The sequence below is a fragment of the Bradyrhizobium sp. SZCCHNRI1009 genome (assembly GCF_032487575.1).
Classification (GTDB): Bacteria; Pseudomonadota; Alphaproteobacteria; order Rhizobiales; family Xanthobacteraceae; genus Bradyrhizobium.
The window spans coordinates 559,690-582,006 of the sequence record NZ_JAUEUL010000002.1 but is presented as its reverse complement, the minus strand read 5'-3'; the positions used below and the strand labels follow the sequence as shown (position 1 = coordinate 582,006).

The 22,317-nt window shown below is 64.8% G+C and carries 21 protein-coding genes and 1 pseudogene; 8 read left to right on the top strand and 14 right to left on the bottom strand.

Annotated elements, in window-relative coordinates:
- Window positions 1-86: 86 nt before the first annotated feature.
- The 7 genes and pseudogenes from QX010_RS06255 to QX010_RS06225 form a co-directional block, all read right to left on the bottom strand.
- Complete coding sequence (locus QX010_RS06255) at window positions 87-1,709, bottom strand: PAS domain-containing protein (RefSeq protein WP_410051922.1); 1,623 nt, start codon at window positions 1,707-1,709, stop codon at window positions 87-89.
- Window positions 1,710-2,285: 576 nt separating this feature from the next.
- Window positions 2,286-2,669, bottom strand: a complete 384-nt coding sequence (locus QX010_RS06250; protein ID WP_316178292.1) for a DUF302 domain-containing protein — start codon at window positions 2,667-2,669, stop codon at window positions 2,286-2,288.
- Between the two features lie 182 nt (window positions 2,670-2,851).
- Window positions 2,852-2,986: pseudogene (locus tag QX010_RS06245) on the bottom strand (EF-hand domain-containing protein); the annotation flags it as partial.
- A 50-nt stretch (window positions 2,987-3,036) separates the two neighbouring features.
- Window positions 3,037-3,771, bottom strand: a complete 735-nt coding sequence (locus QX010_RS06240) for a thioredoxin family protein (protein ID WP_316178290.1) — start codon at window positions 3,769-3,771, stop codon at window positions 3,037-3,039.
- Between the two features lie 707 nt (window positions 3,772-4,478).
- Window positions 4,479-6,179, bottom strand: coding sequence for a response regulator (locus tag QX010_RS06235; RefSeq protein WP_316178288.1), 1,701 nt, complete (start codon window positions 6,177-6,179; stop codon window positions 4,479-4,481).
- On the bottom strand, window positions 6,169-7,695 hold the full coding sequence (locus tag QX010_RS06230; RefSeq protein WP_316178286.1) for an ATPase domain-containing protein: 1,527 nt from the start codon (window positions 7,693-7,695) through the stop codon (window positions 6,169-6,171). Before QX010_RS06230 ends, QX010_RS06235 begins: the two co-directional genes overlap by 11 nt.
- A gap of 210 nt (window positions 7,696-7,905) precedes the next feature.
- Entirely contained in the window at window positions 7,906-8,940 is a 1,035-nt protein-coding gene (locus QX010_RS06225; RefSeq protein WP_316178284.1) for a YihY/virulence factor BrkB family protein, read from the bottom strand.
- A gap of 358 nt (window positions 8,941-9,298) precedes the next feature.
- Here QX010_RS06225 and QX010_RS06220 point away from each other — a divergent pair, with 358 nt between their 5' ends.
- Entirely contained in the window at window positions 9,299-9,544 is a 246-nt protein-coding gene (locus QX010_RS06220) for a DUF3551 domain-containing protein (protein WP_316178283.1), read from the top strand.
- Window positions 9,545-9,895: 351 nt separating this feature from the next.
- Window positions 9,896-10,786: a hypothetical protein gene (locus tag QX010_RS06215; RefSeq protein ID WP_316178281.1), complete on the top strand. Its 891-nt coding sequence runs from the start codon at window positions 9,896-9,898 to the stop codon at window positions 10,784-10,786.
- Between the two features lie 83 nt (window positions 10,787-10,869).
- Here QX010_RS06215 and QX010_RS06210 read toward each other — a convergent pair whose 3' ends face one another.
- From QX010_RS06210 to QX010_RS06185, 6 genes are all read right to left on the bottom strand, one after another.
- Window positions 10,870-11,361 (bottom strand): GNAT family N-acetyltransferase, encoded by a 492-nt coding sequence (locus QX010_RS06210; protein WP_316178279.1) that lies wholly within the window; start codon window positions 11,359-11,361, stop codon window positions 10,870-10,872.
- Window positions 11,362-11,389: 28 nt separating this feature from the next.
- A complete protein-coding gene (locus tag QX010_RS06205; protein ID WP_316178472.1) occupies window positions 11,390-11,662 on the bottom strand; it encodes a hypothetical protein in 273 nt (90 codons plus the stop codon).
- 286 nt (window positions 11,663-11,948) lie between these two features.
- A complete protein-coding gene (locus QX010_RS06200) occupies window positions 11,949-12,470 on the bottom strand; it encodes a DUF4142 domain-containing protein (protein WP_316178470.1) in 522 nt (173 codons plus the stop codon).
- Between the two features lie 208 nt (window positions 12,471-12,678).
- Complete coding sequence (locus tag QX010_RS06195; protein WP_410051927.1) at window positions 12,679-14,295, bottom strand: FAD-dependent oxidoreductase; 1,617 nt, start codon at window positions 14,293-14,295, stop codon at window positions 12,679-12,681.
- Between the two features lie 118 nt (window positions 14,296-14,413).
- Window positions 14,414-14,902, bottom strand: a complete 489-nt coding sequence (locus QX010_RS06190) for a MarR family winged helix-turn-helix transcriptional regulator (protein ID WP_316178277.1) — start codon at window positions 14,900-14,902, stop codon at window positions 14,414-14,416.
- 1,076 nt (window positions 14,903-15,978) lie between these two features.
- Window positions 15,979-16,224, bottom strand: coding sequence for a HypC/HybG/HupF family hydrogenase formation chaperone (locus QX010_RS06185; RefSeq protein WP_315802248.1), 246 nt, complete (start codon window positions 16,222-16,224; stop codon window positions 15,979-15,981).
- 131 nt (window positions 16,225-16,355) lie between these two features.
- On the opposite strand from QX010_RS06185, the gene QX010_RS06180 reads away from it, so the two are divergent.
- From QX010_RS06180 to QX010_RS06155, 6 genes are read left to right on the top strand one after another with little or no spacing between them, the layout of a single operon-like run.
- A complete protein-coding gene (locus QX010_RS06180; RefSeq protein ID WP_315802247.1) occupies window positions 16,356-16,856 on the top strand; it encodes a HyaD/HybD family hydrogenase maturation endopeptidase in 501 nt (166 codons plus the stop codon).
- Entirely contained in the window at window positions 16,846-17,265 is a 420-nt protein-coding gene (locus tag QX010_RS06175; protein WP_316178276.1) for a hydrogenase expression/formation C-terminal domain-containing protein, read from the top strand. The genes QX010_RS06180 and QX010_RS06175 overlap by 11 nt, the downstream gene beginning before the upstream one ends.
- Window positions 17,258-18,322 carry a hydrogenase small subunit gene (locus tag QX010_RS06170; protein ID WP_315802245.1) on the top strand — a complete coding sequence of 355 codons (1,065 nt, stop codon included), beginning with the start codon at window positions 17,258-17,260 and terminating at the stop codon, window positions 18,320-18,322. The genes QX010_RS06175 and QX010_RS06170 overlap by 8 nt, the downstream gene beginning before the upstream one ends.
- Complete coding sequence (locus tag QX010_RS06165) at window positions 18,271-18,978, top strand: hypothetical protein (RefSeq protein WP_316178273.1); 708 nt, start codon at window positions 18,271-18,273, stop codon at window positions 18,976-18,978. Before QX010_RS06170 ends, QX010_RS06165 begins: the two co-directional genes overlap by 52 nt.
- A complete protein-coding gene (locus QX010_RS06160; RefSeq protein ID WP_316178271.1) occupies window positions 18,975-20,702 on the top strand; it encodes a nickel-dependent hydrogenase large subunit in 1,728 nt (575 codons plus the stop codon). Before QX010_RS06165 ends, QX010_RS06160 begins: the two co-directional genes overlap by 4 nt.
- Window positions 20,703-20,706: 4 nt before the next feature.
- Complete coding sequence (locus QX010_RS06155; protein WP_316178269.1) at window positions 20,707-21,972, top strand: (Fe-S)-binding protein; 1,266 nt, start codon at window positions 20,707-20,709, stop codon at window positions 21,970-21,972.
- An 88-nt stretch (window positions 21,973-22,060) separates the two neighbouring features.
- On the opposite strand, the gene QX010_RS06150 is transcribed toward QX010_RS06155, so the two are convergent.
- On the bottom strand, window positions 22,061-22,288 hold the full coding sequence (locus tag QX010_RS06150) for a sulfurtransferase TusA family protein (RefSeq protein ID WP_315715462.1): 228 nt from the start codon (window positions 22,286-22,288) through the stop codon (window positions 22,061-22,063).
- Between the last annotated feature and the right edge of the window lie 29 nt (window positions 22,289-22,317).

Sequence of the window (22,317 nt, the reverse complement as noted above, 5' to 3'; positions counted from 1 at the left end):
GACGCGCGGGGCGGCGGCATTGCCTGCAACCGCGCGGCGGCCTGGATTGACAGGCCACCGCGCGATCGGCGCTTTCCGATCCGGCGTCAAGCCGCCGCGCGCTCGGCCAGAGCCTGAGCTTCGGCCGCGGCACGCGCCATGCTGGACGACATCTCGCTCGTGACCGTGCTCTGCTCCTCGACGGCGGCGGCCGTTGACGTCACATACTCGCTGACGTTCTGGATCGCCTGCTTGATCGAGCTGAGAGACGTGACGACGCCCCCGGAGATGTTGTTGAGGCTGTCGATCTCCGTCGCGATCTTGTCGGTGGCGGTCTTCGCCTGGGTGGCCAGGTTCTTGACCTCGGATGCGACGACGGCGAAGCCCCTGCCCGCTTCGCCGGCCCTGGCGGACTCGATGGTGGCATTCAGCGCCAGCAGATTGATCTGGCCGGTGATGTTGTGGATCATCTCGACGATGCCGCTCATCGACTGGGCGGCATCGGAGAGCCGCTGCGCCTGCGCGTCGGCCGAGGTGACACGGTCCACCGCGCCCATGGCGGTCTCGCGCGACTTCGTCATGGCTTCGGAAATCTCGCGCACGGACGCGTTGAGCTCCTCCGCGCCCGCCGCCACCGATTCCATCATGGCGCGCACGCGCTCGTTGCCCATGCGAACGAAGACCTGCCGGGTGACGTCGGTGGCGTATTTGACCACCTTGAACGGCTTGCCGTTGAGGTCGAGGATCGGATTGTAGGAGGCCTGGATATAGACCTCCCGGCCGCCCTTGCCGATGCGCTTGTACTCGGCCGACTGATACTGGCCGCGGTTCAGGCTCGCCCAGAAATCGCGGTAGGCGCCGCTCTCCCGCTCGGACGGTTCGACGAACATGCTGTGATGCTTGCCCTGGATCTCGGCCAGGGTGTAGCCGAGCGCGCGCAGGAAGTTGTCGTTCGCGGTGATGACCGTGCCGTCCATGTTGAACTCGATCACCGCCTGGGACTTGCCGATGGCCTCGATCTGCCCGGCGAGGTCGGCGTTCTTCAGCTTCTGCGCGGTGACGTCGGTCGCGAACTTCACCACCCCGATCGGCCTGCCCGCCGCGTCGAGCACCGGATTGTAGGTGGCGAGGATCCACACCTCCTTGCCGCCCTTGCCGATGCGCTTGTACTCGCCGGCCTGGTATTCGCCGCGATTGAGCGCAGCCCAGAACTCGCGATAGGCTGGGCTGTCGCGCAGCGCGGGTTCAACGAACATGCTGTGATGCTTGCCCTGGATCTCGTCGAGCCGATAGCCCAGCGCGTCCAGGAAATTCTTGTTGGCACTGACGATGGTGCCGTCGAGCTTGAATTCGATCATGGCCTGCGCGCGGTCGATGGCCGCAAGCTTGGAGCCATCGGCCATGCTGCGCAGCTTCTTCTCGGTGATGTCGGTCGCGAACTTGACGACCTTCACCGGCTTGCCGGCGCTGTCGAGGACGGGATTATAGGACGCCTCGATCCAGATTTCGCGACCGCCTTTGCCGATGCGTTTGAACTCGGCGGCCTTGAGCTCGCCGCGGCCCAGCGCCGCCCAAAACTCGCGGTAGGCGGCGCTGTCGCGTTCGGACGGCTCCACGAACATGCTGTGATGCCTGCCCTGGATTTCGTCGAGCTGATAGCCGAGTGCGTTCAGGAAATTCTTGTTCGCGGTGATGATGGTGCCATCGAGCTGGAATTCGATCACGGCCATCGCGCGACTGATTGCTGCAAGCTGTGCTTCCGCGTCCGAGCGGCTGTTCGATCGAAACAACAAGGTAACCTCCAGGTGAATAGTTCGTTTGCAGATAGCCGGCGGCGATGACGATCGTCCCGCGCACCCGGCGACATGTCTGCGCAAAATTGATGCAACTTGTTCCAGTCTCGTTAAAGCGCGTTGAGAAACTCCGGCTTTTCCGTATTTCTACCGCTGTGACATGACGCCCGACATACAATTACGGCGCACGGAAGCTGCGCTGCGGCCCCGAAGCGTCGGCAATCGGCCGCGCGGCGCGAAGATCGCGCGGCGTCAAGGCGGTCGATCGCATGTCTGCCGCAGCCCTGCTGCGTCAGACAGCGGTTGGGGGACCAGGCGGCCGAGCGTCGCCTGGTTGGCGCGCAGCGCCTCTCCGAGCAGCCGCACCAGTTCGCAGCACTTCGGCACCGGGGCAACCGCCAGTGCAAGAACGCCCGATGCGCGCGGGCGATCACCGCGCTCCATCCGCGCTGGTGTCGTCATGCACCTGGGCTGGCGGGCCTCGATCAGCGGCGGTCCCGTTGGACAGCGGAGCTAGACCGCCTCGACCACCGCCTTCAAGGCGTCAGAGACCTTTGTGGCGAGCGTCGCAAGCGCCGCGTTCTCGATTGCCTGCATCGAGGCGACGGGATTCACGGCAGCGACCTCGACCTTCCCGCCGATCTCCTGGACGATGACGTTGCAGGGAAGCATGGTGCCGATCCGGCTCTCCGCCTGCAATGCCTCATGCGCCAGCTTCGGATTGCAGGCGCCCAGAATGGTGTAGGGCCGAAAGTCGGCGCCGATCTTCTGGTGCAGCGTCGCCTGCACATCGATGCGGGTCAGAACGCCAAAGCCGCGCGCCTTCAGCTCCGCGGTCACCCGCTCGATCGCTGCTTCGAACGATAGATTCACCGCTTTGGCAAAATAGTAGCTCATGCTCGCCTCTTTCCGGCTGGTCTGCCGCCGCGTCAACACGGTTCGTCGCGCGCGGCCATGGGATCTTGCGGCGGCACTGTTGCGCGTCCGTGCGGCGTGCACTTGATCGAGATCAGCGAAATGGCCGCCCGTGCCGGACTCGCGGCGGCGCAGGCCAGGCCATCACGCCGTTTTGACGCCGGTCATTGCGGCCCGTGCATGAACGCCTGCATCTCTTCCGGGGTCAACTTGCCGTCCTTGTTGCTGTCCATGGCCCTGAAGATGCGCTCATGCGTCGCCTGGAATTCCTGCAGCGAGATCGTGCCGTCGCCGTCGGTGTGACGGCGCGGCGGATCACGCTGCGCCGATCCGCCCCGCCCGTTTCGATCTACCGGCCGCAATGACAGTCTCGCGCGCCGGTTTCCTCATATTCATCGTGCAGGCGCACCCAATCGGAGAGATTGCCGCGGCCGGTCTCGTTGCGACCCTTGGGCGTGAGATCGAGATAGTGATAGGCGCCGATCAGCGGATCGCCGCCGCGGGAGCGGACCTGGAAGGTGCAGAAGATGGTGCCGGCATCGTCCTTGGTGAACACGGTCAGCCCCGGGAGCTCGGGCGACCTGCGCGTCAAGGGGGCGAAATTGTAGACGGCCTGGCCCGTCACGATCTGCTCGTCCGAGAACGAGACCTGAAAGTCGAAATTGAAATCACCGCCCTCGGATGACACCCAGTCGAACGCCCAGCCCATGCGCGCCTTGAACGGGGCGATCTCGGCGAGCGGCGCACGCGAGACGGCGACCAGGCTGACGTCGTGATGGCGGAGGTGCTGGTTGGCGCCGTCGATGTGGTCGCACAGGAACGAGCAGCCGGGACAGCGGTGCGGATCGCCCGGCGCCATCATGAAATGATAGACGATCAGCTGGCTCCGTCCCTGAAACAGGTCAGCCAGGCTCACGGGTCCATCCGCCGCCTGGAAGACATAGTCCTTCTCGACCCGGACCCACGGCAGCGCCCGGCGGGCGGCAGCCAGCGCATCGCGCTGCCTGATGAAGGCCTTCTCCTGGGTGAGGTGGGCGCGATGAGCTTCGGTCCATTCGTCCGCGGTGACTATTCTGGGGGTCATGTCTGGAGTCCTCCGTATCCTTCGCAGAGGACGATGCAAGGCTCGGCGGCCCGACACCGACGCCATCTATTTTGTCGGCAGGTCATCGCAGCGCGGCCGGGTGCAGCGAACCGCGGATCGACTGGACAAGGCCAGCTTCGGGCGCCCCCGCTCCCGTCTCAGACCGGCGTGCGCGCTCGACCTGATCCACCGTCTGCTCCCGTCCGTTTCGGGGCGGCCATGACAGACGTGTCGGATCAGAGCAGTGACTCCCGCAGCGGCCGGACCGAGCCGGCGCGCTGCCGCAGCTGCGGCCAACCGGCGCGCGCGGTTCAGAGCATCCTGAACCCGCGAACCGGCGAAGCGGCGCGTCTGTTCAATTGTACCGCCTGCGGATCTGTCAACTGGATGGACGACCGGCGGTGAGCAACCGGTTCGGTCGCGACTGGCTGCCGGCAAAAAAAATCTGATCCGCGAGGAACAAACCCGCATTCAGCCGTTTTCGATGATCGCGGGCTTCCCCGCTTCGAGCCGGCGGCAGAGGGATGATCGTGCTCCCACTGTGCAATCGCGCGCGAGCGACTCCATCCCTCCTCGACGAACGTCTGCCTCGAGGTCAGCTCCGATGACGGCCAGATCGGGCATGTCGCAGTTTCGGTGCTGATCGAGCGCGGTTGACGGCTGTGAAAGGTCCAAGGCCGCAGCTCGCTATCAGCGCTCCCAGCTCCCTATGAGGAAATGCGGGCCTGCGTCCAAACGTGGCCCATCTTCACCGCGTCGAGCGCGGCGGCCAGCTCATCGATGCGATACGGTTTCGACAGGATGCGGACGCCGGCCTCCTTGGCGGCGTGAACGGCAGCGCCGGAATAGCCGCTGGTCAGCAGGATCGGCATGTCGCCGCGCCGCTTCTGAATCTCGCGTGCCAGCTCGACACCATTCATGCCCCCCGGCATCATGACGTCGGAGAACACGAGGTCGACCGTGCGTCCGTCGGCGAGCGCGCCGAGCGCGGCCGCGGCGCTGGAGGCGCGGGTCACCTCATAGCCGAGCTGGCGCAGCATCTCGCCGACCAGGGCCGCGACCTCGTCGTCGTCCTCGACCAGGAGAATGCGGCCCTCATCATGCTGGCGCGCCCGCGGCCGCTGCAGGTCGAGGAGATGGTGCTGCTGCCTGGACGCCGCCTGCGCGGATCGCGGAAGGTACAGCGCAATCGTCGTGCCCTTGCCCACCTCCGAGTCGATGCGGACGGTGCCGCGCGACTGGGTGACGAAGCCGTAGACCTGGGCGAGTCCGAGCCCTGAGCCCTTGCCGACATCCTTGGTGGTGAAGAACGGCTCGAACACCCGCACCCGGACGTCCTCCGTCATGCCGGTGCCGGTGTCGATCACCGAGAGGCGGACATAGTCGCCGGCCAATTCGTCGTCCTGCAGGTTTCGCAGGTTCTCGGCCCGGACCAGGATCGTGCCGCCGGCCGGCATCGCGTCGCGGGCATTGACGGCGAGATTGAGCACCACGAGCTCGAGCTCGCCCGGATCGACCTCGACGGGCCACAGCGCGTCGGGGAAGTCGAACTCGACGTGCACGTCGCCGCGCAGGCTGCGGTCGAGCAGCTCGCGCATGCCGCCGATCTGGCGGGCAATGTCGACCGGCTCGGGCCGCAGCTCCTGCCGGCGCGAGAACGCCAGCAACTGCCGGGTCAGGCTGGCGCCGCGCTGCGCCGCCTGGATCATGCCGTCCATCAGGCGGCGGCGCCGCGCCGGATCGCCCTGGCGGTCGAGCATGTCGAGGCCGCCGGAGATCACCATCAGCAGGTTGTTGAAGTCGTGCGCCACGCCGCCGGTCAGGCGGCCGATGGCCTCGATCTTCTGCGCCTGGCGCAGCGTCTCCTCGACCCGTGCGCGCTCGGCCATCTCGATGCGAAGATGCTCGTTCGACTCCGCGAGCGCCCGGGTCCGCTCGACGACGAGCTGCTCGAGCTGCTGCGCCGCCTGCTCGCGCGCCTGGATCAGTGCGCGGATCTGGTATTGGCGGCGCCGCGCCCGCAGCGCCGATTGAACAGCGCTTGTGAGCGTGATCGGCTGAATCGGCCGTTCGAGCAGCGAGACATTGCGCAGCGCGCCGACCAGATGGCGCCGCCAGGTCACGACTGCACGCTGTTCGCGGTGACTGGTAAGCACGATGAAGGGCAGGTCGGACCAGGCCGGCTGGCGTTCGACCCATTGCGTGAGGGGAGCGGTGTCCTGGGCAAACAGCCCTTCCTCGGCGACGAAGACCGCGCCGACGCCTGCGCTCATCTCATGGAGCAGATGCGCCAGGTCCGAGCAGACCGTCGTCTCGATCCTTGCGCTGCGGAGCAGCTCCGCCGATGCCGGCCCGTCCCGCCCGATCGGCGCGAAGACGAGGACACGGTGATCTTGCTCAATGCTCATCCCGCAGTTCCATGTCGGGGAAATCCGTCCCGGTGAAGCGCGGATTGCCGGAGAAGATGCCGCTGAAACCCATGAGCGGCGGGCCGAGGCTGATGCCGGAGCCGCTCAGGCGAAACTCGCGGATGCTGTGCTCGTGGAAACCGCTGCGCTTCTTGACCACCGACAAGGCGCGCCGAACCGCGCCGCCGACCTCGAAATAGCGCAGCATCAGGACGGCATCGCTGAGATAGCTGATGTCCAGCGGCGTATCCATCGGCCCGACCATGCCGTGCTGCGCGAGCACCAGGATCGTCAGCACGCCCTGCTGGGCCAGATAGGTCAAGAGCTCATGCATCTGCAGGATCAGAAACCGCTCGTCCGGCATCGCGTTGAGATAGCCGTTGAGACTGTCGATGATGATGAGGCGGGCATTGTCCTGCTCGACGCTCTGCCGGACGATGGCGCCGAACTCGCCGGGCGACAGCTCGGCCGGGTCGACCTGCTGAAAGCGGATGCGCCCGGAGTCGATGTGTTCATCGAGCGGCAGGCCGAGCGTCCGCGCGCGGGCTTCGACGGTGCCGCGGCCCTCGTCAAAGGCAAAGAATACCGCATGCTCGCCGCGCTGGGCCGCCGCGATCGCATAGATCAGCGCAACCGACGATTTGCCGACGCCGGCGGCGCCGATGAGCAGCGCGTTGGTGCCGCGCTCCAGGCCGCCGCCGAGCAGCTGGTCGAGTTCGGCATTGCCGCTCGGCGTGACATCGCCCGCAAACGTCCGGTGATGCTCCGCGGCGACGAGGCGCGGAAAGATCTTGAGCCCGCCGGACGCAATGGTGAAGTCATGGTAGCCGCCGCGGAATGCGATGCCGCGCATCTTGATCACGCGCAGCCGGCGGCGCTCCGCGCCGTAGTCGATCGCGAGCTGCTCCAGCATCACCACGCCATGCGCGACCGAGTGCAGCTGCAGGTCGTCCTGGGCCGACGACAGATCGTCGAGCAGGACGACGGTGCAGTTGCGCTTGGCGAAGAAGTGCTTCAACGCGAGCACCTGGCGGCGGTAGCGCAGCGGGCTCTGGGCCAGCAGGCGAAGCTCCGACAGGCTGTCGATCACGACGCGGCTCGGATCGATCCGCTCGACCTCGTTGAACATCAGGCCGGTGGTCTCGCTGAGCTCGACCTCGGCCGGATGAAACACGGTGAGCTCACGCTCGGGGTCGAGCGTGGTTTCCGGCGGCACCAGCTCGAAGATATCGACGCCGGCCAGCGACCAGCCGTGCCGCCGCGCCACCAGCTCGAGCTCGCGCCGGGTCTCCGACAGGGTGATGTAGAGCACGCGCTCGCCGCAGCTCACGCCCTTAAGCAGGAACTGCAGCGCAATGGTGGTTTTCCCGGTGCCCGGCCGGCCTTCATACAGATACAGGCGATTGGGATCGAAGCCGCCGCCGAGAATGTCGTCGAGGCCTTCGCTTCCGGTCGAAATGCGCGGCAGATCCGTGGGCCCGCCCTCGTCGCCTCCGCGAACAGGCTGCTCCGTCATGCAAAAGCTCCGTTATGACAATCGAGACGACGCGGCAGCGAAACCGATAACTCGGGGATTCGCGACGACCGGATAGGAACACAGTCGATCCGCCTCGGGTTCCCCAGTTCCATAGTTCCATCCCAGGCAGCGGGCGGTTCTACGGGATTGTGGCGCGGGAGCCATGCACGGCTGACGCCGATCGCACCCGTCTTCTCAGCCGACGGCCGATCAGCTCGCCCGGCCCACCGTGTCAGCCATCGTGGCGCCGCGGGTGCCGAGCGGCTGTGCGACGCCGGTGGTGGTGTCGCGCAGGGTCTGATGCTCCAATTCGGCATCGAGCTCGGCACCGATCAGGATCACGATGGCGGAGATCCAGATCCAGGTCATGAAGCCGATGGCGGCGCCGAGCGAGCCGTAGGTCGCGTTGAAGCTGCCGAAATTGGCCGCATACCAGGAAAACAGCGCCGAGCCCGCGAGCCACAGCGCCGCCGCCAGCGCGCTGCCCCAACTGATCCAGCGCCATTTGGGCTCCTCGCGGTCCGGCCCGTAGCGGTAGATCAGGGCCAGTCCGAGCGCGACGCAGATGAAGATCGCGGGCCAGCGGCCGATCCGCAGCACCAGATCGCCGGCCCCGGACATGCCGAGATAGTTCAGCAGCACCGGGAGCACGACGACGGCACCGATGGCGAGCAGCGCGAACAGGATCGCGCCGCCGGTGAACAGCAGCGAAATCGCGTTCAGCTTGATGAAGCCACGCCTCTCGGGTTCGCGATAAACGATGTTGAGCGTGTCGAAGAGCGACTTCATCGCCGCATTGGCGCTCCACAGCGAGATCGCGAGGCTGACGAGGAAGGTGATGCCGAGCGCCTGACGGCCGTTGGCAGAAACACGCGTCAACTGGTCGCGCGCGATGTCGATGGCGCCGCCGGGCATCAAGCCCTGCAACTGTTCCAGATGTCCGGTGATTTTGGCCGGATCGGAGAACAGGCCGTAGATTGCCACCAGCGCGGCCAGCGCCGGAAAGATCGCCAGCAGGGTGTAGAAGGTCATGCCTGCGGCGAGCGCAACGATCCTGTGCTCGGTGACATTCTCATAGACCCGGAGCAGGACGTCCTTCCAGCCGCGCGCGGGAATCTCCGCGGGCGAACGCGCCAGCCGGCCGTGTCCAGCGCCGGCCCGGCTCGCGCCTCGCGAGCGCTCCGCCTGTTCGGGCCGCTGATCGAAATAGTGGATCAGGAACGCGAACCCGAGCAGAGCCAGCATCCCGCCGGTGCCAGGTGTGCGCGGGCGGCTCGCGAAAACGCTCGAAGAGTCGCGATGGGCGGCGTCTGACGTCTTGGATCGGCGAAACATGGGATCGGTCCATCACCAGCGGCCAAAAAGCAACCGGTGCGGTGGACGAATGTTCCGGCATCACGTCATGACGCGCGTTGCCAAGCTCCGCAACGGTGGGGCTGCCTCAGACCTTCAAGAGGCCAACTCGGGCGCCAACATCCAGACAATTTCGCCGGCCTGTGAACGCGTCGCTGCGGCGCCGACACAAAACAGTTATGTTGCGCGCGAGGAACGGGCCTGCGCACCCTCGCGTTGCAACGGGACTTTTCAACACAAGGATAAACGCATGCGCCGCCTGTTATTTGCCTCGCTGTCCGCCACCGCCGTCCTCGCGAGCTTTGCCGCGGTCTCGCCCGCATCCGCCGCCCAGGACCGCTACTGCCTGCAAGGCAGGATCTGGGGCTATCCGGGCAACTGCCAATTCTCCACCTATCGCCAGTGCCTGGCTTCCGCCTCCGGCACCGATGCCGGCTGCGGCATCAACCCCGCCTACGCCTATGCCCGGCAGCGCGGCTACGACCGACGCTATTGAGCGTGGACCGTTGCGTCAGCCTCTTGCGCGGTGCACGATCAGCGCCATCGATTGAGAGATGGCTAGCGGCGGGATGTCAGGCCCCCGTGCTCCCCCGGCCCTGTTCTATTGCGTCGCGCAACGGCACGATGATCCGTTAGCTGTTGTGGCAAGCCTTACTCCGCCGGCAGCCGCGCGTGCTCTCCTCCTCCGCCGCTCGGCGCACGGAACATTGCGGCTCGCCGTCGCTTATACGGCGACCAATGTCCAACCGGAGGAGGATCATCATGGACGGACTGATTTATCTCGTGGGGCTGATCGTGGTCATCATGGCCGTTCTATCGTTCTTCGGCCTGCGTTGAGACGACGATCATGGCCATGGAAACTGCGCCGGTCGTCGCCTCACCCGTTTCGAGCGCGACGGCCGATAGCTGGACCCTGCAATGGACGCCGGTCGTTGCGGGAGCCTTGACCGCGGCGGCGGTCTCTTCGATCCTGATCAGCTTTGCCATGTCGGTCGGTCTCGGTGTCAGCTCCACCGCGCCGACATGGCGCGACGCCTCGGTGGCGCTCTGGCTCCTGTCCGGACTCTATCTGGTGCTGCAGGCGCTGATCAGCTTCGGCTGCGGCGGCTACATGGCGGGCCGCTTGCGCGCACCGCACGGGCTCGCCGAAAGCGAGGAGACCGAGAAGCGGGACGGCCTGCACGGCGTCACAGCCTGGGCGCTGGCGGTCGTGCTCGGCGCCACGCTGGCCGTGCTTGGCGCGTCCGCGGCGACACGGACCCATCCGCTGACTACGCCGGCGACGGCCAATGAACCGTCGATCCTGAGCTATGAGCTCGACCATCTGTTCCGCGCGCCCCGGCGGGTACCCAGCCCGGATCTCGCCCCCGCGCGCAGCGAGGCCGGCCGCATCCTGCTCACGGCGTCGAGCCACAATGGCGTCAGCCCGGACGATCGCAGCTATCTCGTGCAGCTCGTCACCGGCACGACGGGTCTTGCTGCGCCCGATGCGGAGCGGCGGGTGGACAGCGTGATCGCAGAAGCCAAGAGCGCGATCTCGCATACCCGCGCCGGCACTGTCATCCTGGCGTTCTCGGTTGCCACCGCGCTGCTGCTCGGCGCCGTCGCCGCCTGGGCGGCTGCGGAGAGCGGTGGCCGTCACCGCGACGGCAAGCCTGTCACCGGATGGATGCTGCACGCCAACCGCTTCAGCCGGCGGCGCGACATGTGGCGGCGGCCAATGTCGATGCCGGAATAGAGCACATCAAGACCAGCGAGCGGCCCGGCCCATCGCCGGGCCGCTTCGCGTTGGACCGCCGCCGCGAACGAAGCGCGTGCAATTCAGGCGAGCCGCAGGATCATCAGGTTCGCGTCGCTGCCATAGCTGCCGGTCGGATCGGCAGCGGCTGTCTTGTCGACCGCAAATCCTTGCCTCTCCCAAAATGGAGTCGAGCCGTTGACGGCGATCAAGGACAGCGACGTCAGGCCGAGCGCACGCGCGTGTCGGATCAGCTCCTCGACGATCACGGTCGCCGAGCCGCTGCCGCGGGCCTCGGGCAGCAAGGCGAGATCGTGGATGTAGTAGGTCGACGCAGCCGGCGGAATGCTGCCGATCAGCAGGTTCAAGGCCGGGGGCCGGCCGAGATGCCAGGGATGGCTGAGCACATAGCCGGCGATGCCCGCGCCCGTCCCACGCAGCACGCGGCAGCCATCAGGATGGAGACGCAGGCGCTCCGCGAAAACACTCTTGTCCTCGGGATAGTTCGGGTGCACGCGGGCCGCGATCTCATCGACATCAGCAAGATCGCCCGGCGCCATTGCGCGCCACCTCATGGTCTGGTTCTTTCTCACTCGCCCTTTCTCACTTGGCGAGCGCCAGCCAGCGCTCGCTGGCCGACAGCGCCGTCGGCCACAGGGCCTCCGTCGGCAGCCCCCGATGCAGTGCCTTGCCGACCTCGCAGATCGACATGAAGGCCGCCGAGCGCGCCTCCTCCACCTCGAGCGGCTGCTCCGCGCTCGGGCTGCGGACGAGGCCCATCAGGCCGTTCAACGTCTGCAGTGCCGCTTCCGGCGGGCTCGCCTTCGCCGCCCTCAGCGCAGCCACGATCTGCTGCGCCTTTTCCGATTCGGTCATCACGTCGGTCATCGTCTTTTCGTTTGCCCGTGCCTCACGGGAGAACGCTAGCAGCCGGACGAAGGTCGGGCAATGCTCGGGCGGACGGCACTCCAATGCCGAACGCGCGGTGCCGACGTGCGATTTTCCGCCAGTCCTGGCTCGGCCCTCTTGCGATGCTGCTTCGCCAGCGTCTCGGCCGGCGTGCATTGGCGTCGTGATCTGCAACGCGTTCTTCAGATAGCGCGTTCTTTGGCGATCACGACGCCTCGACAAGGCGGAGGCATCGTGATCGCTCTGGCGCATGTCATTTCGCCAAGGATTTCGCCATGTCGAGGTGTTTCTGCAGCACCGGCACGGTCTGCTGGGCGAAGTCCGACAGCGGTGAGTTTGCCGCCGCCTGCTTCTGATACTTCTTGATATCCTCCTGGTGATCGCGAACCATCGCCTGCGCAAACGCCCGGTCGAACCGACCGCCGGACATGCCTTCCAACCGGTTGTAGATGGCCTTCTGCTTCCTGCTCGGCTCGGACGGCACCTTTATCCCGTTCTGGCTCGCAAGCTGCTGCGCCTTCTGCAGATGCTCGCTATGGTCCTGCTGCAAGGCCTGCCCGAACTGCTTGACCTGATCGCTCTGCCCCTTCTGCTGCGCCAGCTTGCCCATGTTCACCTCGGACATGTCGCCCTCGATCGCCTCGGTCATGAAATGCTGATCCTTGGCGGGCGACCGGCCCTTCGGAGCGGCGACCGCGCCGCCGGCCACCAACACGGTCACGGCAGAGGAGGCCAGGGCAATTCGGATTGCTCTCGTCTGATGGTTGTGGATCATCCTGCTCATCGTTGATCTCCGAGGGGTTCGACTCCTGATCGTCGCGACGGCAAGAGCCTTACCCGACGATCGTTCCTAAGCCCCGCGCGGCAACCCCGCAGAATGCTTCCTCGCGCAACGACGCGGCGGGTTCCAAATGCTGCGGCACAACCGTCCCTGCAGCACAACGTCCGCGACTTCTCGGTTTCGGACCCGCGCCATGCAGCGCTCAGTGAGTGCGTGCATCCCCGCCGAGCGCCCGAGCCAGCACGCCTCGAAGCAGGCCGGCCTGCGCCGCCCTCCCGCGCCAGGCCACGATCTGATCGGGACGGATCAAAGCGAGGTCGGCCTCGTAGAGATCGCGCAGGGCCCGCGGCAAGGTGACGATCTCGACGTCGACACGCTGCCGCCCCATGGCCTCACGTAGGTGATCCTCATCGAGGTCGCTGCCCTCACACCGCAACAGCGTCCATTCGAAGCCGAAGCGGTCGTACAGCGAGATACCTTGCTCCAGCCAGGCGTGCGGCGCGCGGCCGCCGGGACAGGCGCTCGGCACGTAGGCGTTGGCCGCATCCGGCGGCGGCCGGGTGCCATCGGGGATGATGATCGGTGAGCCATCATAGCGGCCGCCGAAGGTGACGCCGGGGATGTTGAACTCGGCGCGCGCATGCTGATCGAGATAGGCGCTGGCGATGCGCCGTGCCTCGTCGCCGGCCGCGGTCGCGTCCTCGATCTCGGGCACCGCGGCAAACAGGCCGAGCGAATCCGCAAAGCCGCGCGCGTAGTCGGTGTTGCGCAGCGCCACCGGACGGCGCTCGGCCTCGTAGCTGTCGAGCAGCGAGACGGGGCTCGCTCCCTTGACGACGCTCGCGATCTTCCAGCCGAGATTGACCGCGTCCTCGATCGCGGTGTTGTAGCCGAGCCCGCCGGTCGGCGTGAACAGATGCGCCGCATCGCCGCCAAGGAAGACCCGGCCGCGCTGCATGCTCTCGGCGACCAGCGCATGCCCCGCGGTCCAGGTGAGATGCGAAAGCACCTCGCAGGGAATGGGCGCACCGCAGGCGCGCTGGAACGCTGCCCGCGCATCGTCGGCGGTAACAGCGCTTTCGTTCTCGCCGGGCCGAAGCTGGGTGTGGAAAGCGAACTCGTCGCGTCCGTTCACCGCGGCCATGAAGGCGCGGCGGTCGCGGTTGAAGCAGACATACATCCAGGCCCGCGCATGCGGGACGCTGGCGTAGAACTCCGGCGAGCGCAGATAGACCGCGAGCATGCGGCCGCCCATGAAATCGCGCTGCACGCCCGTCGTTCCGCCATAGGTGATCCCGAGCGACTGTCGCACTTGGGAGCGCGGACCGTCGGCCCCGATCAGGAAATCAGCCGCGATCTCGAGGCGCGCGCCGTCGCTGACACGCTCGACCTCGGCGGCAATGCCGCCGTCGGTAACGGCATGGCCGATCAACCGGTGCCCGTAGTGCAACTGAATGCCCGCAAGGCGCGCGGCATGCCGGCGCAGGATTTCTTCGACGAATTTCTGCGACACCCGGTGCGGCAGCTCGGCCGCGCTCCATGAGCCGGACAGACCCTTCACCAGTTCCGTCGCGCGCGCCGCGGACGGCAATTGAAAACGTGCCAGCTCATGCGCCGTGTAGCGCGTGAAATAAGCGACGTCGGTCGGGTAGTCCGCGGGCAGGCCGGCGCGCCGGACCTCGTCGGCGAATCCGAGCCGGCGGAAATGCTCCATCGTCCGCGCCTGCGTCGCGTTGGCCTGCGGGTTGAACGCCGTTCCCGGCTTCTCGTCGACCAGGATTGCGGACACGCCGCGGCGGCCAAGCTCGTTGGCCAGCATCAGCCCGCACGGACCGCCGCCCACGATCAGCACCGAGGCGCTCAGACGTTCAATCACGGCGCTCCTCCTCGCAATGGAGGAATGCTAGCGCGCCCCGCGAATTAGTCAAGCAGCCTGACTATCTGGTGTCGTCGAGCGTGTCGAAGCGGGCGCCATAGGCCGACAATCCCTGCAGAATCGCGTCCATCGCGGCCTTGCCGAGCTCCTTGCGCATCTCGGCTTCCGCCACATCCACGGCATCGCCAAACGCCTCCAGCCATGTCAGTCCGGCCGGCGTGAAGCGGACGAGGCGCGCGCGCCGGTCACTCGGATCGGCCTCGCGCGACACCAGCCCCAGCTCGGCGCATTGATCGACCAGTTCGCCCATCGCCTGCTTGCTCATCGAGGCCCGCCGCGCGAGCTCGGTCAGCCGGGTGCCCTCGACGTCGAGGTTGCGGGTGAGGCTGACATGTGCAATCCGCGTCTCGCCGTGACCGCTCTCCGCCATCAATTGGAGAACCCGGGATTCGAACCGGCGCACCGCATTGTTGAGCAGCCGGCCGACATTGGCGTGACGCCATGCCGTCTGCCCGGTGGGCTGCGCCTTGCGTTGATCTCGCGCTGTCATATCGGGACTACCTCGCCATATCGAACCACGCCGGGTCAACGTCGCAGACGCAAGGTGAAATCGGGAAACGCGTGAGATGTCACGCGAAGAATGGTCGGAACGGCAGGATTCGAGCCTGCGCCCCCAGCGTCCCGAACGCAAATAGCGAACGAAAAGGCCAATAGGGAAAATGAAGTTTGCTCGTGATTGACGACCATTTTCGCCGTCTGTTCACAGGGGGTCGGTCGTCAACCGGTGGCCGGCCTGCTCACGCGCCAGGCGAGCCCGCTCTACCGTCGCCGATGCAGATCGCTTGACCGCCGCCGCGTCCCGTCGCCAGCTTCAGCAAATGTTCGCAATAGCCGCGAAGCTGGCCGTCAGCTCGTAGCAGCGCACGGCGCACGCAGTAATGCCACGCTTCGCCAGATCGGTAATCGTGCGGACGGTGACGCCGAACAGGTCCCAAGCGCGGCGCCGCCGATGCTCTCAGCCATGATCCAAATTGCATTAGGCCGAAACGAGATCGCTAATGAAATGGTGAGGCCACCAACTAAAACGGTTGCCCTATAGCATGACATGGCTCGACGTTCACCAAGCAATCCGCAAAATTGATTATTAGATCTACTATCTATTATGTCTTGATTTCGCGAGGCAACAATTGCTGCAACGGCAAGCGCCATGTGTGGGGCAAAATCTGCAACCCGTGCCACAAATCGAAGTATACTCGCATCTACCAATAGGCTCCGCCTTTATCGGCTTATGTGGAGCCCCTTTGGCATTTGCCACAGATAGGCCCAGTGGTATCAACACCGTGAGGAAGACAACCAATCGCATTGACGCTCCTTCTTGCTTGTCTTGCATCACATTCAAGAATTGAACTATAACGCAAACGCAACCCATAGAAACGGCATTTATCAGCCGCCGGTCAAATCAGGCCTCCGTTAGGGAACATCGGGTGTGCGGGTCAGATCGATCTCGGGACGTCGAAAATTTTCTTTTTTTGGTAAGCGATATGCCGGAAGGTGGCATCCCCAGCCCGAAGCGGATGCGCTGAACCGCGCCACCAGCGCCGTGGAGATATTCCACAGCCGGCGAGCTCATGTATTGCCGTGCATTGCGTCTTCCGCCGCAAGCATTTCGTCGAGGAGATCCCATGCACCCGACGCTTCGGCTTCCGACATCTTCCTGATGGCGTAACCGACATGAACCACGACGTGATCGCCGGGCTCGATAGCTTCATGCTGTAGCAAAAACAGACTCACCGTGCGCTCGATGCCTTTGGCCTCGCATCGCGCCATGACTCCGTCACTCTCCACGACCCGCATCGGGATGCCAAGGCACATCTCGGTTCCACCCGCAAATACTTGAGTCCGAAATCATAGCCCGATCGATGAACTCGATTTGACGTGGATCAAGATAAGGGAATCATATTCGCTGCATAGAATATGTGGCGTCTGATCTCGCGGGGATTTCCATGCGGACCAATGTCGCGGCGACCACCACGCTGGTGCTCGGACTCGGCAATATCCTGCTGAGCGATGACGGCATTGGTGTGCACGTCATTCGGGCCCTCGATGCGCTTGAATGTGCGGGCGAGATACCGCCTTGTGTTGCTCTGCGGGATGGCGGGACGCTCGGGCTGTCCCTGTTTTCGGAGATCGAAGATTTCGGCTCGCTGATCGCCGTCGACGCCGTGGAACTGGGCGCGAAGCCCGGCACCGTCAAGATCTTTCAAGGTCCGGAGATGGACCGGCAGCTCACGGGCAAGAAGCGGACGGCTCATGAGGTCGCGCTTGCCGACCTGATGTCGGCGGCGCGGCTGGCCGGCTGCGAGCCGGCGCGCCGGGCGCTGGTCGCAATTCAACCTGAATCCACCCAATGGGGCCTGTCGCTGACGCCCGCGGTTGGCGCGGCCATTCCCTCCGCGTGTCAGCAGATCAAAACACTGCTCAGCAGGTGGCACCATGACAGTTGAAGCGGATGCCGCGGCAGGGTTCCGCACGGGGATGACCGACAGCCTGCTCCGCGAGATCGCCCATCACCTCGGTGTGCTTGCCAAAACCGGCGCATGCGCGGCGATCGATCTGTGCAGCCTGCCTCTCACGGCTGCGGACCGCAGCGAGTTGGAAGAGCGGTTGGGCCATGGTGACCTGGAGGCCGTTTTGACCGCAGCCGGCACCAGTGAAATCTGGGAGACGCGCTATGCCGGCGTGTGGTGGGTTCGCCATCTCGGCGCCGGGGACAAGCTCGCCGCCGAACGCATTGAAATCACGGCGTCCCCGGAGATCCTGACAAGCCATGCGGCCGACATCGCTGCGGCCAGCAACAGACTAGCTGAAGACCTGATCGACCGCGTCTCTTCAGAGGATGCCGAAGATGCATGAAACCGAGACGATCGGCGAGCTCTTGACGCGCAGCGGCGTCTCCCGCCGCGCCCTGCTGAAATATACGACCTATCTTGCCAGCCTTCTCGCATTGCCCCCGATGGCCGCGAAGGGCATGGCTGAGGCGTTGGCGAATACGCGCCGCCAATCCGTGATCTGGCTCTCGTTTCAGGAATGCACCGGCTGCACGGAATCGCTGACGCGTTCGTTCGGTCCAACCATCGAGGACATGATCTTCAATCTCATCTCGCTCGACTATCACGAAACGCTGATGGCGGTGTCGGGTACTGCCGCGGAAGCGGCGCGCCTGGCTGCCATGAAGGAGAACAAGGGCAAATATGTCGTCGTGGTCGACGGCTCCGTTTCGACGAGGGATGGCGGGGTCTACTCCACCAACGCCGGCAAGACCAACCTCGAGGTGCTGAAGGAGACGGCCGCAGATGCAGCCGCGGTGATCTCCGTCGGGACCTGCGCGGCCTTCGGTGGCATTCCCCACGCAAATCCCAACCCCACCGGCGCGGTTGCCGTCAGCGACATCATCACCGACAAACCGGTGATCAATGTCTCCGGTTGCCCGCCCATTCCGGAAGCCATCGCCGGCACGGTTGCCTATCTCGTGACGTTCAACAAGCTTCCCGATCTCGACGACAAGGGCAGACCGAAAGCGTTTTTCGGCGATACGATCCATGACCGCTGCTATCGCCGGCCGTTCTACGACAAGGGGCAGTTCGCCAAGCAGTTCGACGATGAGGGAGCGCGCAAGGGCTGGTGCCTCTATGAAGTCGGTTGCAAGGGGCCCGTGACTTACAATGCGTGCGCGACCATGAAATGGAATGGTGGCGTCTCTTTCCCGATCCAGTCGGGACACGGCTGTCTGGGCTGTTCCGAACCGAATTTCTGGGATCGTGGCAGCTTCTACCAGCCACTTTCTTCAAACACGTTGAATGATCCGGAGATCATCGGCGGCGCCGCGGCTGCGGGCGCGGCGGTCGGGATTGCCAGCGCATGGCTGGCGCGGCGACGCAAACAACGAGCAGAGAGGGAGGCCCAGCCATGAGCCTGCTGGATTTCGTGCGCGGACCCGCGATCGAGATCGCAATCGCGATATTCGTGGGCGGCGTGTTGTGGCGGCTCGCGTCGCTGCTGCTCCTGCCCTGGACCAGCGACAGATCGGCGAGGCGAGCTGATGCACCGCATGCCGTGGTTGGCGCGTTCCGTGGCTTCGTGCGTCACCTATGGCCCGCGAACACCTATCTGCGCGCCTCGTTGTTCAGCACGGTGAACGGCTATGTTTTTCACGTCGGCCTTGCCATCATCGTGTTCGGACTGGCGCAGCACATTCTCTTCCTGCGTGGATTGTTCGGCTTTTCATGGCCGAATCTGCCCACCGGCGTGATCTCGGCCGCCTCGGTGGTCACGCTGGCGTCGCTCCTGGCTGCGCTGGCGCGACGGATGACGAATCCGGTCTTAAGACTGCTTTCGACGCTTGACGACTACTTCAGCTGGCTGGTGACGTTCCTTCCGGTCGCGACGGGGCTGATCGCGGTGAGCCACCTATGGGCGCCGTACGAGACGCTCTTGTCCGTGCACATCCTGGCCGTGTGCCTGTTCCTGATCTGGTTCCCGTTCGGAAAACTCATGCATGCCTTCCTCGTCTTCCTGACCAGGAGCGAGACCGGGATCTTCTACAGCCGCCGGGGAGTCGAGATATGAACCAGCGCATCGTCGTCGATCCCATCACGCGCATTGAAGGGCATCTGCGGATCGAGGCGGAAACAGATCCCCATGGCGCCATCACCGGTGCGTACAGTTCCGGCACGATGGTGCGCGGCATCGAACTGATCCTGAAAGGACGCGATCCGCGCGAGGCCTGGGCTTTCGCTCAGCGCATATGCGGCGTGTGCACGCTGGTCCACGGCATCGCCAGCGTCCGCGCCGTGGAGAATGCGCTGGGATACACCATTCCGCCGAACGCGCAACTCATCCGCAACCTGATGATTGCCGCACAATATGTGCATGACCATGTCATGCACTTCTATCATCTGCATGCGCTCGACTGGGTCGACGTGGTGTCGGCGTTGAAGGCCGATCCGGCGGCAACATCGCAACTGGCGCAATCGATCTCGAGCTTCCCGAAGTCGAGCCCGGGCTATTTCGCGGACACGCAGAAGAGACTGAAAGCCTTCGTCGAAGGCGGTCAGCTCGGCATCTTTGCAGGTGGATTCTGGGGACATCCCGGATTCAAGCTGCCGGCCGAAGCAAACCTGATGGCGGTCGCGCACTATTTGGAAGCGCTCGCCTGGCAGCGCGAGGTGGTGCAGATCCACACCATCTTCGGCGGCAAGAATCCGCATCCCAATTTCCTGGTCGGCGGCGCCCCGTCAGCGATCAGCCTGAACACCGGCGGCACCGCCATCGGCATCGACGGCCTGCAGACGGTGAAGACCGTGATCGGCCGAATGAAGGATTTTGTCGAGCAGGTCTATCTGCCGGACACGCTGGCCATCGCCTCCTTCTACAAGGACTGGTTCGCGCGCGGCGAAGGCGTGGGCAACTTCCTGACCTACGGCGACTTCCCCGAAAAGGGCATGGACGACCCGGCCAGTTGGCTGATCCCGGCGGGCGCGATCCTCAATCGCGACCTGACCACGATCCATCCCGTCGACATGAACAATTCGGAGGAAATCCAGGAGTTCGTCTCCCATTCCTGGTACGACTATGCAAGCGGCAAGGACAAGGGCCTGCATCCCTACGAGGGTGAGACCAATCTGCATTACACCGGTCCCAAGCCCCCCTTCGAGCAGCTCGATGTCGGCGCGAGCTATTCCTGGCTCAAGGCGCCGCGCTGGAAGGGCCATGTCATGGAGGTCGGTCCGCTCGCGCGCGTGCTGATGCTCCATGCCAAAGGTCACGAGCCGACGCGCGAACTGGCCGGTTACGCGCTGGGCAAGCTCGACCTGCCGCTGACGGCGATGTTCTCGACCATGGGACGCACAGCGGCGCGCGCGCTGGAAAGCAAGATCGTCGTCGACCAGATGTCGACCTGGTACGACCGTCTTCTTTCCAACATCCGCGCGGGTGATCTGAACGTTCACAATTCGAACAAGTGGGATCCCTCGACCTGGCCCACCGAAGCCAAGGGTGTCGGCTTCATGGAAGCGCCGCGCGGGGCGCTGGCGCATTGGGTGGTGATCAAGAACAAGCGCATCGATAATTATCAGGCCGTGGTGCCCTCGACCTGGAACGCGGGGCCGCGCGATTCCAAGGGCCAGCCCGGACCTTACGAAGCGGCATTGATGGATCGCCACACGCTCCACGATCCTCGGCAGCCGCTCGAGATCCAGCGCACGATCCACAGCTTCGATCCGTGCATCGCCTGCGCGGTGCATGTGATCGATCCCGACGGCGAAGAGCTGATACAATTGCGGGTGAGGTAAGGCGATGGGCGGCGAAATCGACGTCGAAGCAGCCAGCAGAACGTTCCTGGCGCGAACCGAGGAACATCTGGTCAGCTATCTCGAGGCCTGCGTCCATTGCGGGAACTGTGCCGAAGCCTGCCACTTCTATCAGGCGTCCGGAGATCCACGGCATACGCCCGCCTACAAGCTGTTTCCGATGGCCAAGGCCTATCGCCGGCAGAAATTCCCGCTCTCCCTCTTCGCTCCCCGCATCACGGAAGAGGACCTCAAGGAATGGGAGGAACTGCTGTTCGATACCTGCACCATGTGCGGTCGATGCACCACGATCTGTCCGATGGGGATCGACATCGCTTCCATCGTGGGCGGCGCGCGGCAGGCCTTCGTCAAGGCAGGACTTGGGCCGAAGGACCTTCTGCAGGCCGCCGACAATTCGCGCGACCATGGAAGCCCGCTGGGCGTGACAGCCGACAAGCTGCGCGATCGCATCGAATGGCTCGAAGATGAGCACGACGTGCCCATCGCGCTCGACAAGGACAAGGCCGACATTCTGCTGACGCTCTCGTCCGTCGAAACGATGAAATACCCCGATTCCGTGGTGGCCATGGCCAAGCTGCTCAACCACGTGGGCGTCGACTGGACGCTGAGCACCAAGGGCTATGAAGCCACGAATTTTGGCTATCTGGCCGGCAAGGCAGACGTCGCCCGGATCATGGTTCAGCGGATCACCGAGGCCGCCGAGGCGGTCGGAGCCAAGACGGTCGTGATTCCGGAGTGCGGCCACGCGTTCGGTGTACTGCGCTGGTCGGGCGCCAATGTGCTCGGCCGCCCCCTGCCCTTCGCAGTCGTGCACATTTCGGAATTCATGGCGCAGCTCAAGCGCGACGGCAGGCTGAAGCTGAAACCGATCGAGGAGTCGATCACCTATCACGATCCTTGCCAGATCTCCCGTCGCGGCGGCGCGACCGAGGATGCGCGATTCCTCCTGCAGGATTTCGCGAAGGACTTCCGCGAGATGACCCCGACCGGAGATCTCAACTGGTGCTGCGGTGGCGGCGGCGGCGTGCAAGCGATCGCGCGCGCAGCCGATCTTCGCCACAAGGTCTTCAAGATCAAAATGGATCAGGTGGAGAAGACCGGCGCGAAGACGATGGTCTCGGCATGCTCAAACTGCCGGCTGACCATGGACGAGAGCAAGGCCCACTGGAAATGGGAAGGCGGACTCGCGAGCCTGGTGGAGATCATTGCGGATCACCTGATCGAGGACGCCCCGGCAAAGACGCAAGGGTGACGGCTCATAGTCGTACGCCCTGCAGCGGCGGACGGCGGAGCGGCGCAGACTGCGTCGCCCGCTCCGTCCGCCGCGGGTCCGCGCAGCGTCAGGACGTTCGCCTGATCAGGAACTCGAACTGCTTGCCTTCCGACTTGGATTCCAAGAGATCATTTCCGGTCGTGCGACAAAACGCCTCGAAGTCTTTCACAGCGCCGGGATCGGTGGCGAGCACTTGGAGCGTGCCACCGATCGGCACGTCCTTGAGCGCCTTCTTCGCGCGCAAGATCGGCAGCGGGCAGTTCAATCCCTTGGCATCGAGAACCTGGTCAGCCATCCTGTCTCTCCGTCATTTCTGGTGCTGGG